Annotated in this window: 6 protein-coding genes and 1 pseudogene; 6 read left to right on the forward strand and 1 reads right to left on the reverse strand. The window is 47.2% G+C overall.

Features of this window, described 5'->3' with window-relative positions:
* Positions 1 to 33 precede the first annotated feature (33 nt).
* Positions 34 to 978, reverse strand: a complete 945-nt coding sequence (locus KHN78_RS05555; RefSeq protein ID WP_211915397.1) for a TIGR01212 family radical SAM protein — start codon at positions 976 to 978, stop codon at positions 34 to 36.
* Between the two features lie 551 nt (positions 979 to 1,529).
* Between KHN78_RS05555 and gltB (KHN78_RS05560) the strand changes: the two genes are divergently transcribed.
* From gltB (KHN78_RS05560) to mtnN, 6 genes and pseudogenes are all read left to right on the forward strand, one after another.
* A complete protein-coding gene (gene gltB / locus KHN78_RS05560; RefSeq protein WP_211915398.1) occupies positions 1,530 to 6,080 on the forward strand; it encodes a glutamate synthase large subunit in 4,551 nt (1,516 codons plus the stop codon).
* Positions 6,080 to 7,549, forward strand: a complete 1,470-nt coding sequence (locus KHN78_RS05565) for a glutamate synthase subunit beta (protein ID WP_211915399.1) — start codon at positions 6,080 to 6,082, stop codon at positions 7,547 to 7,549. The genes gltB (KHN78_RS05560) and KHN78_RS05565 overlap by 1 nt, the downstream gene beginning before the upstream one ends.
* Positions 7,550 to 8,001: 452 nt before the next feature.
* Positions 8,002 to 12,465, forward strand: coding sequence for a glutamate synthase large subunit (gene gltB / locus KHN78_RS05570; protein WP_211915400.1), 4,464 nt, complete (start codon positions 8,002 to 8,004; stop codon positions 12,463 to 12,465).
* 20 nt (positions 12,466 to 12,485) lie between these two features.
* Positions 12,486 to 13,898: an FAD-dependent oxidoreductase gene (locus tag KHN78_RS05575; RefSeq protein WP_211915401.1), complete on the forward strand. Its 1,413-nt coding sequence runs from the start codon at positions 12,486 to 12,488 to the stop codon at positions 13,896 to 13,898.
* A 90-nt stretch (positions 13,899 to 13,988) separates the two neighbouring features.
* Positions 13,989 to 14,418: pseudogene (locus tag KHN78_RS05580) on the forward strand (DUF1499 domain-containing protein).
* A 65-nt stretch (positions 14,419 to 14,483) separates the two neighbouring features.
* On the forward strand, positions 14,484 to 15,179 hold the full coding sequence (gene mtnN / locus KHN78_RS05585; RefSeq protein ID WP_128811655.1) for a 5'-methylthioadenosine/S-adenosylhomocysteine nucleosidase: 696 nt from the start codon (positions 14,484 to 14,486) through the stop codon (positions 15,177 to 15,179).
* Positions 15,180 to 15,181 lie beyond the last annotated feature (2 nt).

The raw sequence follows: 15,181 nt of genomic DNA on the forward strand, positions 1-15,181 counted from the left end.
GCGAGGCATACATCGACGCTCGCTCTCGTTGGATTATTCAGATTTTAGTTCAGGCTTGGTATAGAGAAACGCATCACCATTCAAACTGCCTTGGGCACCCTCTCGATCAAGCGCTCGTCCTATCTCCGTCATCGCCAACCAGCGGTTTTCACACCATAGAGGAGAGAGCAAAGTTGGACGACGGGCAGCAGAAGATACTCGATGGTAAACCACCTCTTTGGGTGTCATACGAATCAACTCACTGGCGATCGCAACATACTCTTCAAGCTCTGGCGCTTCCAGTTTTCCTGCTCGCCACGCTTTCGCCATCGTACTACCCTCAACGATATGCAGCCCATGAAGCTTAATACCATCTGTGCCCACTTCTAACACTTTACGTAGCGTGTCGACGTTGTCATCTCGAGTCTCTTTTGGTAGGCCGACAATCAGGTGAGTACACACTTTAATGCCTAGTGCCCGAGCACGTTTGGTAATTTCTGCGTAACACTCGAAGTCATGGCCACGGTTAATGCGCTTGAGCGTGTTGTTGTTCGCCGTTTGCAGCCCCAGTTCTAACCAAATTTCATAGCCTTGGTTTACATAGCCAGAGAGCAAATCTAATACCGCATCAGGAACACAATCGGGACGCGTCCCCACGCATAAACCCACAATATCAGCGGCTTTCAGTGCCTCTTCATACATGTTCTTAAGCACTTGAACTTCTGCATAGGTACTGGTGTAAGCCTGAAAATATGCAAGGTACTTTTTCGCACGGTGAATCTCACCAGCTCGATCCTTTAATTGATCATGAATACTTTGGATCTGCACCTCTTCGTCCGCAAACGAAGCAACATTACAAAATGTACAACCGCCTCGACCAATCGTGCCGTCGCGGTTTGGGCAGCTAAAGCCACCGTGTAAAGTCAACTTATGAACTTTCTCGCCATAACGACGCTGAAGATCTTGGCCAAGCGTATTAACCAATTCATGTAACTGCATAGATTCTCACCAATAGTAAACCGTAATAAATCTCACTACGATTAGTGTAACTAAATTACATCCCTGCAAGAAAAAACAGGCAATTCTAATCAATTCAAACAAGCACGGAACGGTACGAAATCAATAAAACTGCATAAAACCAATTCAAAACCGGCATTGTTGCGCAAATGTTAAACAAAAAATGCATAATTAAACGAAAAATTTGGGTCACAAAAGCGACTTTTCATTGCAATCGGAAGTCACAAAATTGTAGGATACTTACACAAAGCAGTCGTTTTTTTAGATTTTATTACACTATCAACGACAAGATTTGTCGGCGTTATCCCGCCCCCCCCATATAAGTCACTAAATTGTGACAATAAACTAAGGGATATCACCAAGGATTGTTTTTCTCGCAATACTTTTCCTGCGAGATACGGAAAGGAATCAAAACTGGCCAACCTAGGTCGGTTTCGAATCATAAATATAAAGGACAAGACGTACAGAACGTACAAGACAGCCAAGATCTGTCTGGAATTCTTGCGTCGACATTGAACTGGAAGGATGTATCTATGGTAGATAGAGAGCAAAATTCACAGGGTCTGTACACTCCGGAGCTGGAGCATGACGCTTGTGGTATCGGTTTTGTTGCTCACCTTAAAAACCGTAAATCTCATGAAGTAGTGACTCAAGCATTGGATATGCTGGCTCGCATGGAACACCGTGGTGGTCAAGGCTGTGACCCATGCAGCGGTGATGGTGCGGGTATCTTGCTACAAAAACCTCATGAATTCCTATTAGAAGAAGCCGTTAAGTTAGGCATTAAACTGCCTTCGTTTGAAAAGTATGGTGTTGGTGTCGTTCTTTTCCCGAAAGACGAATACAAACGCGAACAATGCCGTGACATTCTAGAACGTAACGCACAACGTCTAGATCTTGAAGTTATCGGCTACCGTGTATTGCCAACCGACAACTCAATGATCGGTGCAGACCCACTAAGCACAGAACCTCAGTTTGAGCATGTGTTTATCTCAGGTGGCCCTGGCATCACACCTGAAGAGCTAGAGCGCAAACTGTACGTACTTCGTAACTACACTGTACGTGTTTGCTTAGAAAGCGTTTCGAACATTGGTGACGACTTCTACATTAACTCCATGTCTTACAAGACATTGGTGTACAAAGGTCAGTTAACGACCGAGCAAGTACCTCAGTACTTCCTTGATCTGCAAAACCCGACCATGGTGACCGCACTGGCACTGGTACACTCTCGCTTCTCTACCAATACTTTCCCGAAATGGCGTCTTGCGCAGCCTTTCCGTTACATTGCCCACAACGGTGAAATCAATACAGTTCGCGGTAACTTGAACTGGATGAAAGCCCGTGAAGCAATTCTAGAATCAGACCTGTTTACTCAGGCTGAAATCGACATGCTTCTTCCAATCTGTCAGGAAGGCAGTTCAGATTCATCTAACTTTGACATGGCACTTGAGCTCCTAGTTCTTTCTGGTCGCAGCCTGCCACACGCATTGATGATGATGATCCCAGAAGCATGGCAAGAAAACAAAAACATGGATCCTAAACGTCGCGCGTTCTATCAGTACCACGCGAACATCATGGAACCATGGGATGGTCCTGCTTCAGTATGTTTTACTGATGGTGTTCAAGTTGGTGCGACACTAGACCGTAACGGTCTGCGCCCTTCTCGATACACAGTGACCAAAGACAACTTCCTAGTAATGGCATCTGAATCTGGTGTTGTGGATATTGAGCCAGAGAACGTTGAGTTCCGTGGTCGTCTACAACCAGGTCGTATCTTCGTTGCAGACCTAGAGCAAGGTCGCATCATCTCTGATGAAGAAGTGAAAGACACCATTGCAACGGCGCAGCCTTACGAGAAGTGGGTAGAAGAAAACCTACTGAGCTTGAAGAAGTTGCCAGATGCGAGCAACCAGTTCAGCCAACCTTCTCCTGAGCGCTTGCTACACCGTCAACAAGCTTTCGGTGTGAGCACTGAAGAAGTGAACGAAATCATCGTTCCAATGGCGAATGATGCGAAAGAGCCATTATCAGCAATGGGTGCCGACTGGCCTCTTGCGGTTCTATCTCATCAATCTCAGCATCTTTCAAACTACTTCAAGCAGCTGTTTGCACAGGTAACTAACCCACCGATCGACCCGATCCGTGAGCGTATGGTTATGTCGCTGAACACTTACTTGGGTAAAGACCAAAACCTTCTGACTGAAACACCACTTCACTGTCAGAAAGTTGAATTGGAATCACCAGTTCTGGCGAACTCTGAACTTGAGAAACTGCGTGCGATCGATAACGAGCACCTACAAGCGAAGACGTTGGATATCGTATTCCAAGCCAATGAAGATCAAGGTAAGCTTGAGCGCGCACTAAAACGTATTTGCCAATACGCAGAAGACGCGGTTATCGATGGTTACTCAATCATCCTACTAACTGACCGTGCAGTGAACTCAAACCACGCGGCGATCCCAGCAATGCTGGCAGTTGGCGCAGTACACCACCACTTGATCCGCAAAGGTCTACGTGCGAAGTGTGACATCGTGGTTGAAACCGGTGACGCACGTGAGACACACCACTTTGCAACATTACTTGGTTACGGTGCGAATGCGGTTAACCCTTACCTAGTGATTGAAACCATCATTGAACTTCAACGTACTAAGAAGTTGGATCCAGAAGCGAACCCTCGCGATCTGTTCAACAACTATCGTAAAGCGATCAATGGCGGTCTTCTGAAGATCTTCTCGAAGATGGGAATCTCGACGCTACAGTCGTACCATGGCGCGCAAATTTTCGAAGCTTTGGGTATTCACAAATCCGTTGTAGACAAGTACTTCACCGGTACCGTTTCGCGCATTCAAGGTCTAACACTAGACGACATTGCGAAAGAAGTGCTGATCCGTCACCGTATTGGTTACCCACAACGCGAAATCCCAATCCAAATGCTGGACGTTGGTGGTGTTTACCAATGGAAACAGCGTGGTGAAAAGCATCTGTTCAACCCAGAAACCATTTCGCTACTGCAAGAATCTACGCGCAACAAGAACTACGAACAGTTCAAGCAATACGCAACAGCGGTCGATAAGCAAGGTGACAACGCGGTAACCCTGCGTAGCCAACTTGAGTTTATTAAGAACCCAGCAGGTTCCATCTCTATCGACGAAGTCGAGCCAATTGAAAGCATCGTGAAACGCTTCGCGACCGGTGCGATGTCATTCGGCTCTATCTCTTACGAAGCCCACTCAACACTGGCTGTTGCGATGAACCGCCTTGGCGCGAAATCGAACTCTGGTGAGGGTGGTGAAGACCCAATGCGTTTCGAGCGCAAAGAGAACGGCGATTGGGAACGCTCTGCAATCAAGCAGGTAGCTTCAGGTCGTTTCGGCGTAACCTCTTACTACCTAACTAACGCGGAAGAGCTGCAAATCAAAATGGCTCAAGGTGCGAAGCCAGGTGAAGGTGGTCAGCTACCAGGTGATAAAGTAGATGACTGGATCGGTGCAACACGTCACTCAACTCCAGGCGTTGGCCTTATCTCGCCACCGCCACACCACGATATCTACTCAATCGAAGATTTGGCTCAGCTGATCTACGACTTGAAGAACGCCAACCGCGCAGGTCGTGTGAATGTGAAGCTAGTATCGGAAGCTGGCGTAGGTACGATCGCTTCTGGTGTCGCGAAAGCGAAAGCGGACGTTGTGCTTATCGCAGGTTTCGACGGCGGTACGGGTGCATCTCCAATGTCTTCAATCCGCCATACTGGTCTTCCTTGGGAACTTGGCTTGGCAGAAACGCACCAAACGCTACTGAAGAACGGTCTGCGTAACCGTATCGTGGTTCAAGCGGACGGCCAGATGAAGACACCTCGCGACCTTGCAGTGGCAACACTACTAGGTGCAGAAGAATGGGGCGTGGCAACCGCAGCCCTAGTGGTTGAGGGTTGTATCATGATGCGTAAGTGTCATAAGAACACTTGCCCAGTTGGTATCGCAACTCAGAATAAGACACTTCGCGAACGCTTTGATGGTCGTGTAGAAGACGTCGTAACTTTCTTCCAGTACATGGCACAAGGTCTCCGTGAAATCATGGCGGAACTTGGTTTCCGTACGATCGACGAAATGGTTGGTCAAGGACAGAAACTAAAAGTTCGCCAAGATGTATCTCATTGGAAATACAAGAATCTTGACCTATCACCAGTTCTTCACGTTGAACAAGCGCGCGAAGCGGATGGCGTGTTCAATCAAACACAGCAAAACCACAACTTAGAAGATGTCTTGGATCGCAAACTGATTCAAGCCGCCATTCCTGCTCTCGAGAAAGGTGAAGCGGTAAATGCCGAGTTCCCAATCGTTAACACGGACCGCTCTGCGGGTACTATGCTGTCGAACGAAATCTCGAAAGTGTACAAAGATGCAGGTCTACCTCAACCAATGAACGTGAAGTTCAAAGGTTCTGCAGGTCAGTCATTCGGCGCATTCCTAGCTAAGGGCGTGAAGTTCGAAGTAGAAGGCGACGCGAACGACTACTGGGGTAAAGGCTTATCTGGCGGTACCTTAGTACTTTATCCAGATGCGAAATCAAGCATTGTCGCGGAAGACAACATCGTGGTTGGTAACGTGTGTTTCTACGGTGCAACTTCGGGTGAGTCTTTCATTCGCGGTATGGCTGGTGAACGTTTCTGTGTTCGTAACTCAGGTGCGAAAGTCGTCGTCGAAGGTGTTGGTGACCACGGTTGTGAATACATGACTGGTGGTGCAGCCATCATCCTTGGTTCAACAGGCCGTAACTTTGCCGCAGGTATGAGTGGTGGTGTGGCTTACGTATGGGATAAATCAGGCGACTTTGAGTCAAAACTAAACTCAGAGTTGGTTGACCTAGACCCTATCGAGCAAGAAGACAGAGATCTATTACTAGACATGCTAACCAAGCATGTTCAATTCACAGGAAGTGAAGTCGCTCAGTCTTTCCTAGACAACTTTGAAGCAAGCTTAGCCTCTATGGTTAAAGTGATGCCGCGTGACTACAAAGCGGTTCTTCAAAAACGTAAAGCTGAAGCGCAGTCTCAAGGAAACGAAACTCAAGCGGAGGCAGTATAATGGGTAAGCCTACTGGATTTTTAGAGCATGGTCGTGAACTGCCACAGAAGATCGACCCAGCTGAACGTATCAAGAACAACAAAGAGTTTGTTCTGAACGAGGAGTTTGGTGACAAGATCAATACTCAAGCTTCTCGTTGTATGGATTGTGGTGTGCCGTTTTGTCATAACGGCTGCCCTATCGGTAACATCATCCCAGAGTTTAACGATGCGGTTTATCGTGATAGCTGGGAAGAAGCATGGAACATTCTAAGCTCAACCAATAACTTCCCAGAGTTCACTGGTCGTGTGTGTCCGGCTCCATGTGAGAGTGCTTGTGTACTAGGCATCAACCAAGACCCAATTACTATCTGTAATATCGAGAAAACCATCGTAGAAACAGCGTATCGTGAAGGATACGCCAAACCAAAAACACCGCGTTCTCGCACTGGTAAAACAGTCGCGATCATCGGTTCGGGTCCTGCTGGCCTTGCGGCTGCTGAGCAGCTAAACAGCGCTGGTCATACTGTGACTGTATTCGAACGAGACGAGAAAGTGGGTGGCCTACTACGTTTTGGTATCCCTGATTTCAAGCTGGGCATGGATGTCATTGATCGCAAGATCAACCTGATGGCAGAAGCGGGCATTGAATTCAAAGTAAACCAACATATCGGTGTCGACGTAAACGCTCAACAACTTCGTCAAGAATACGATGTTGTGCTTCTTACTGGTGGCTCAACCGTTCCACGTGATCTTCCAGTTCCTGGGCGCGAGCTAAATGGTGTTTACTTTGCGATGCAGTTCCTTGGTCAAAACAACCGTCGTGCAAATAACATGGACCTAAAAACGGAAGAAATTCACGCAAAAGGTAAACATGTGGTTGTCATCGGTGGCGGTGATACTGGTTCTGATTGTGTTGGTACATCAAACCGTCATGGCGCAGCAAGCATCACTCAGGTTGAGATCATGCCGATTCCGCCAGAAAAACGCCCTGCAAACATGCCGTGGCCACAGTATCCAATGATCATGCGCACATCGACTTCCCATGAAGAAGGCGTTGATCGTCACTGGAACATCCTGACCAAAGAGTTCATTGGTAATGACAAGGGTGAAGTTACAGGTCTTCGTTTAGCTGACATCGTTTGGCAAGATGCGAAACCAGGCGAGCGTCCGAACTTCAAAGAAGTAGAAGGTAGCGAGCGAGTGATCCCATGTGATATGGCATTCCTAGCGATGGGCTTCCTGCACCCAGAACCAACAGGTGTGCTTGCTCAACTGGATATCGCTTTAGATGATCGCGGCAACGTAGCAACTCAAGGCTTTGCGACGAATCAAGAAGGCGTATTTGCTGCTGGTGATATGCGAACAGGCCAATCTCTGGTTGTTCGTTGTATCAACGAAGGGCGTGAATGTGCTCGTGCTATCGATGACTATCTCATGGGTAGTACAAACCTAGAAGCAAAAGCAGATTCACTGATGCTTTCTGCGTAAAGGGAGTGTTCTCACTTCCTCTTTCTGAGTATTAAATCCAGCCATCAACAGTATCGATGGTTGGTAGCGAAGAAAGAAAACCGTTCTTTCCAGTCTTTTTATTTTGACCAGCATTTGATGCTGGTCTTTTTTTATTCACGTAAAATCAAATGTTGCATTTTTGTAACGGTTGGTTTTTTATCTTACTGATATAAAACAATAAATTTAGCCAAATAAACGGTAAATCGCATATTGGCGCGATGATTCACTAATAACTTGACCTTCTTTACCATAAGCTATAGCTTGTGAAGTTAGTGCAAATAAAACGCGCAGGTTTTGTTAAAATAACTTGCAACTTTTATTGCATGTATACTCATTAAATCATAAAAATGACGCATAGTTAGTCATCGTTATCAACTCGCGTAGTGTTGATATATCTGTCGGAATGGCAGATAAGCAAAGGGAGAATTGCAATGGCTCTTTATGATCCAAGTCTTGAGAAAGACAACTGTGGATTTGGCTTAATCGCACACATGGAAGGTGAGCAAAGTCACAAGCTGGTTCGTACAGCAATTTCTGCACTTGACCGCATGACCCACCGCGGAGGTATCGCCGCCGATGGGAAAACAGGTGATGGCTGCGGACTTCTTCTACAAAAGCCCGATTCTTATTTGCGTCTTATTGCCGAAGAAAACGGCTACAATCTTGGTAAACAATACGCCATAGGGATGATCTTCTTTAGCCAAGACCCTGTAAAAGCACAGATTTCTAAAGACATTATTAATAAAGAGCTCGCCCAAGAGACCTTAACCGTCGCAGGCTGGCGCGAGGTCCCAACCAATTCTGAAGTCCTCGGTCCTATCGCCGCCGATTCACTTCCCAATATTCAGCAAGTCTTTATTTCTGCACCAGCAGGTTGGCGCGAGCGTGACATTGAACGTCGACTTTACATTGCTCGCCGTCGCATCGAGAAACAAATCACAGAAGATCCTGATTTCTACATTTGTAGCCTATCGACACAAGTACTGGTCTACAAAGGTCTGTGCATGCCTGCAGACTTACCGCGCTTCTATCTTGATCTTGCTGATCTACGCATGGAGTCTGCTATCTGCCTGTTCCATCAGCGCTTTTCAACCAACACTCAACCTCGTTGGCCTCTGGCTCAACCGTTCCGCTACCTCGCTCATAATGGTGAGATCAACACCATTGAAGGTAACCGCCAATGGGCGCGAGCTCGTGCTTACAAGTTTTCATCGCCACTGTTGCCAGATCTTCAAACTGCAGCACCATTTGTTAACGAGACGGGTTCAGACTCTTCAAGCCTAGATAACATGTTGGATCTGTTCCTCTCTGGCGGGATGGATATTTTCCGAGCTATGCGCATGCTTGTGCCACCAGCATGGCAAAATCATCCAGACATGGATCCGGATCTACGTGCGTTCTATGACTTCAACTCCAAGCACATGGAACCATGGGATGGCCCGGCTGGCATCGTACTATCCGATGGCCGTTACGCTGCATGTAACTTAGATCGTAACGGGCTGCGCCCTGCACGCTATGTGATCACTAAAGATAAATTCATTACCTTAGCTTCTGAGATTGGCATTTGGGATTATGCGCCCGATGAAGTAGCCGAAAAAGGCCGAGTGGGCCCAGGCGAACTGTTGGTTGTCGATACGCGCAAAGGCAAACTTTGGCAATCAAGTGAGATCGATAACGATCTGAAGTCTCGCCACCCTTATCGCGAATGGATGGAAAACAACGTTCGTAAACTCACGCCTTTTTCTCAGCTACCTGAAGATCAAGTGGGCGAACGCAGCTTTGACGAAGACTTGCTTAAGACTTACCAAAAGCAATTTGCCATGAGCAATGAAGAAGTCGATCAAGTACTGCGTGTCCTTGGCGATATGGGACAGGAAGCGGTCGGTTCTATGGGTGATGACACACCAATGGCCGTTCTATCTTCTAAAGAGCGTTTAATTACCGACTATTTTCGTCAGAAGTTCGCTCAGGTAACCAACCCGCCAATCGATCCTCTGCGTGAAAAACACGTGATGTCATTGGCGACCAGCATCGGTCAGGAGATGAATGTCTTCTGCGAAACCGATGGTCACGCCTACCGAGTGACTTTCGATTCACCGGTATTGCTTTACTCAGACATGCAGCAATTACTCGAACTTGGAGACGATCACTACCGTAATACCATTCTCGATATCAACTACGATCCACAGCAGAAAGATCTCAAACAAGCCATTGATGATTTGTGCGACCAAGCCGAACAAGTGGTGCGTGAGGGAACGGTTCTCGTGGTGTTATCGGATCGTGCTTTAGTCAAAGGCAAGCTACCAATCCCTGCTGCCATGGCAGTTGGCGCGGTTCAAACTCGTCTGATCGATGCAAACTTACGCTGTGATGCCAACATTGTTGTTGAGACCGCCACAGCACGTGACCCGCACCAATTTGCCGTCTTGCTTGGCTTTGGCGCCACTGCAGTTTATCCATACCTTGCTTATGAAGCATTAGGTAAGCTGATTGATGATAAAGCACTAGAAAAAGCCTATCGCGATGTGATGCAAAACTACCAACACGGCATCAACAAAGGTCTTTACAAGATCATGTCGAAAATGGGGATCTCGACCATCGCCTCTTACCGCTGTTCACAACTGTTTGAAGCGGTTGGCTTGAGCCAAAAACTGGTCGACTTGTGCTTTAAAGGCGTAACGACTCGAATTGAAGGGGCAAGCTTCGAAGACTTCCAACAAGATTTATACAACCTTTCTCGTAAAGCATGGGCAAAACGCAAAGCCATTGAGCATGGAGGCTTATTGAAATACGTCCACAATGGTGAATACCACGCCTACAACCCTGACGTAGTAAGCACACTGCAAACCGCCGTGAAATCAGGTGAAAGTAACGATTACCACTGTTTTGCTAAACAGGTGAACCAACGCCCTGTTGCCATGCTGCGTGACCTAATGGCACTGAAAAAATCAGGCTCCCCGCTACCTTTAGAGCAAATTGAGCCTAACACTGAACTCTTTAAACGCTTTGATTCTGCGGCGATGTCCATTGGTGCACTCAGCCCAGAAGCGCACGAAGCATTAGCGATGGCGATGAACCGTCTTGGAGGTCACTCAAACTCGGGCGAGGGTGGTGAAGATCCACGCCGCTTCGGTACAGAACGTAACTCGCGCATCAAGCAAATTGCATCGGGACGATTTGGCGTAACACCTCATTACCTAACTAATGCGGATGTACTGCAAATCAAGGTGGCTCAGGGGGCGAAACCAGGCGAAGGTGGTCAGTTACCAGGACACAAAGTCACGGCAGAAATCGCTAAACTGCGTTATTCGGTACAAGGGGTCACTCTGATCTCCCCTCCTCCGCACCACGATATTTATTCGATTGAGGATTTAGCTCAGTTGATCTTCGACCTTAAACAAGTCAATCCAAATGCACTGGTTTCCGTGAAGCTAGTCTCTGAGCCAGGCGTCGGCACCATCGCAACGGGTGTAGCCAAAGCTTACGCTGACCTCATTACTATCTCTGGGTACGACGGCGGCACCGCAGCAAGTCCACTAACTTCAGTGAAATACGCTGGTAGCCCTTGGGAACTAGGACTGGCAGAGACACAACAAGCGCTGGTAGCTAATGGTTTGCGCCATAAGATCCGACTGCAAGTAGATGGTGGTCTAAAAACCGGTCTAGACGTGGTGAAAGCGGCGATTCTCGGTGCGGAAAGCTTCGGGTTTGGTACGGCGCCAATGGTGGCAATGGGTTGTAAGTTCTTACGTATTTGTCACCTCAACAACTGTGCTACTGGGGTTGCGACTCAAGACGAGACGCTGCGTAAAGAGTACTTCAAAGGTCTGCCAGAAATGGTGATGAACTACTTCATTGGTCTGGCGGACGAAGTGCGCGGATTGCTTGCTGAACTTGGCGTTGAGAAACTGACGGACTTGATTGGTCGTACAGATTTGTTGGAAACCGTTGATGGCCTAACAGCGAAACAAACCAAGTTAGACCTGTCTAATATCCTTGAGGCTCCAGTCTCTCCAGAGGAGCTTCCTCTTTACTGGACGCAGCCAAACAAACCATTTGATAAAGCAGAACTAAACAACAAAATCATAGAAGATGCGTTGCAAGCGGTTGAGAAACGCCAATCTGCTAGCTTTTTCTACAACGTGATCAACACTGACCGTTCCGTAGGTGCCCGCCTATCGGGAGAAATTGCTCAGCGTTACGGCAACCAAGGCATGGCGGCAACGCCAATCAAGTTGTACCTAGATGGAACCGCAGGGCAATCCTTTGGCGTTTGGAACGCGGGTGGCGTAGAGCTTTACCTCACAGGTGATGCGAACGACTACGTCGGTAAAGGCATGGCTGGTGGTAAAGTGGTTATCAAGCCACACCAAGGCACGACATTTAAGTGTAATGAAGCGACCATCATTGGTAACACCTGTCTGTACGGGGCAACAGGCGGTAAGCTATTTGCGGCAGGTAAGGCAGGTGAGCGTTTCGGCGTACGAAACTCGGGCACAATTGCCGTCATTGAAGGTGCCGGCGATAACGCTTGTGAGTATATGACGGGCGGTATTGTTGCCATTCTTGGCGCGACAGGCGTGAACTTCGGCGCAGGTATGACCGGCGGCTTTGCTTACGTATTGGATGAGAATCAAGACTTCCAAGGTCGCGTGAACAACGAATCAGTTGAAGCGATTTCTCTGTCAGATCTCTACATCCATCAAGAGCATTTACGCGGTCTGATTGCCGAACATCTTGAAGAAACCGGCTCTAGCCACGCAGAAGATATCTTAGCGAACTTTGATGAATGGATTCCAAAGTTCTACTTGGTGAAACCACAAGCGGCCGATCTACGCACGCTACTTGGTCACCAGAGTCGCAGTGCCGCAGAACTGCGCGTTCAAGCCCAGTAATCATGGAGGATGTTTGAATCATGAGTCAGAACGTTTACCAATTTATCGATGTTCAACGCGTAGATCCTGCGAAGAAACCCATCAAGATTCGTAAGATCGAGTTCGTTGAAATCTATGAACCATTTACTAAGCAACAAGCGACTGCGCAGGCGGATCGCTGCTTGGATTGTGGTAACCCATATTGTGAGTGGAAATGTCCAGTCCATAACTACATACCTCAATGGCTTAAACTTGCCAACGAGGGCCGTATTCTTGAAGCCGTAGAACTTTCACACCAAACCAACAGCTTGCCTGAGGTTTGTGGCCGAGTCTGTCCACAAGATCGCTTGTGTGAGGGTTCCTGCACTTTAAATGACGACTTTGGTGCAGTCACCATAGGCAACATTGAAAAGTACATTACCGACAAAGCTTTCGAGATGGGTTGGAAGCCAGATATGTCCAAAGTGGAATGGACCGACAAAAAGGTGGCCATTATTGGCGCGGGCCCAGCAGGACTTGCTGCGGCTGATGTATTAATACGTAATGGCGTAAAACCCGTAGTATTTGATCGCTATCCAGAAATTGGCGGCCTACTCACTTTCGGTATTCCATCATTCAAATTGGAGAAAGGTGTGATGGAAAACCGTCGCCGTATTTTCTCTGAAATGGGCATTGAATTTCGCATGAACGTGGAGGTGGGCAAAGATGTACAAATGCAAGAATTACTTGATGAGTACGATGCGATCTTCTTAGGTGTTGGCACCTATAAATATATGCGAGCTGGATTAGAAAACGAAACCGCACCCGGTGTTTATGACGCACTGCCGTTCTTAATTTCTAATACTTACAAAGTCATGGACTTACCACACGATAAATCCTTTATCGATATGGCAAACCAACGCGTCGTTGTTCTTGGTGGTGGTGATACTGCGATGGACTGTGTGCGAACCTCGATTCGACAAGGTGCATCAAATGTAGTGTGTGCTTACCGCCGTGATGAAGCCAACATGCCTGGTTCTCGTCGTGAAGTAAAAAATGCCAAAGAAGAAGGCGTGAAATTCATGTTCAACGTGCAACCGCTCGGGATTGAAGTGGATGCTCTAGGTCACGTATCAGGTGTGAAAGTCGTAAAGACCGCGCTCGGTGAACCTGATGAAGCCGGTCGCCGTCGTCCGGAACCAGTGGAGGGCAGCGAACATGTATTACCGGCAGACGTCGTGATCATGGCGTTTGGCTTTCAACCTCACAAAATGGATTGGTTAGCGCCATTTGATGTCGATTTAGACCAATGGGGTCGCATTAATGCGCCTGCGAAACAAACGTTCCAATTCCAAACCAGCAACGAAAAGATCTTTGCTGGAGGTGATGCTGTACGAGGCTCAGATCTGGTCGTCACTGCCATTGATGAAGGTCGAAAAGCCGCAGAAGGTATTCTCGATTACCTCGAAGTTTAATCACAGCTAATATCTCAAAAAGGATCCTATTTTTGGATCCTTTTTTCTTTTATTACATATAATTAAATTCCTAATATAAGGAATAGAATAATGAAAAAAGCCGCTCTCCTTTCCATCACTTTTCTCGGCTTAACCGCTTGTAGCCAAGGAGTCACAACCATGACGGATCGTTCTCAATCACCTTGTGGTGACAAACCCAACTGCGTTTCCACCCAAGATACGCGAGAAGAATATAACCTAACGCCATTCACTCTTACCGAATCAGCGAGCATCGATGCTATTGAGCAAGTGGCGCTTGATCTGCCAGGTGCTAAAACTGCGGTTAAAGATGGTAATTACCTACGTATCGAGTGCCACATCTAAAATCATGCGCTTTGTGGATGATTTAGAGCTCAAGATTGAAGACAACCAGTTAATTGTTCGCTCAGAATCTCGCGTTGGTTATTCAGATTTTGGGGTTAACCGAAAACGAGCGGATCAATTGCGTTTATTGTTAACCAATGCTGACTTAATCAAATAACAACCACATCTCGGTGCAGAGTGGTATACTCTCGCCAACTTTAATTTTTATCGAAAGAGAGTGTTATGAAAGTTGGTATCATCGGTGCGATGGAACAAGAAGTCACCATCCTGAAAGAAGCAATGACAAACTGCCAAACCGTAAACAAAGCAGGTTGTACGTTTTTCTCTGGTCAGATTAACGACGTTGATGTGGTACTGCTTCAATCTGGCATCGGTAAAGTAGCGGCAGCGGTTGGCACAACTGTTCTTCTAGATGAATACCAACCTGACGTTGTTATTAACACTGGCTCTGCGGGCGGCTTTGACTCAAGCCTAAACCTAGGTGATGTAGTCATCTCGACTGAAGTTCGTCACCACGATGCAGACGTAACGGCATTTGGTTACGAAATCGGTCAAATGGCAGGTCAACCAGCAGCATTCAAAGCGGATGAGAAGCTAATGGACCTTGCTGAAAAAGCATTGGCTCAAATGGAAAACACCCACGCAGTTCGAGGTCTGATCTGTACTGGTGATGCTTTTGTTTGCACTGCAGAGCGTCAAGAGTTCATTCGTAAACACTTCCCATCAGTTATCGCTGTAGAAATGGAAGCATCTGCTATTGCGCAAACTTGTCACCAGTTCAACACGCCATTCGTGGTTGTTCGTGCTATTTCTGACGTAGCAGACAAAGAATCGCCAATGAGCTTCGAAGAATTCCTACCGCTAGCAGCGAAAAGCTCTTCAGAAATGGTGTTCAAAATGTTGGAACTGACTAAGTAAGT

Source organism: Vibrio sp. B1REV9 (assembly GCF_905175395.2).
GTDB lineage: Bacteria > Pseudomonadota > Gammaproteobacteria > Enterobacterales > Vibrionaceae > Vibrio > Vibrio alfacsensis.

Excerpts from the sequence above, each read along its gene's own strand:
- KHN78_RS05555 (WP_211915397.1), bottom strand. The coding sequence starts at position 978 with ATGCAGTTACATGAATTGGTTAATACGCTTGGCCAAGATCTTCAGCGT.
- gltB (WP_211915398.1), top strand. The coding sequence starts at position 1,530 with ATGGTAGATAGAGAGCAAAATTCACAGGGTCTGTACACTCCGGAGCTG.
- KHN78_RS05565 (WP_211915399.1), top strand. The coding sequence starts at position 6,080 with ATGGGTAAGCCTACTGGATTTTTAGAGCATGGTCGTGAACTGCCACAG.
- gltB (WP_211915400.1), top strand. The coding sequence starts at position 8,002 with ATGGCTCTTTATGATCCAAGTCTTGAGAAAGACAACTGTGGATTTGGC.
- KHN78_RS05575 (WP_211915401.1), top strand. The coding sequence starts at position 12,486 with ATGAGTCAGAACGTTTACCAATTTATCGATGTTCAACGCGTAGATCCT.
- mtnN (WP_128811655.1), top strand. The coding sequence starts at position 14,484 with ATGAAAGTTGGTATCATCGGTGCGATGGAACAAGAAGTCACCATCCTG.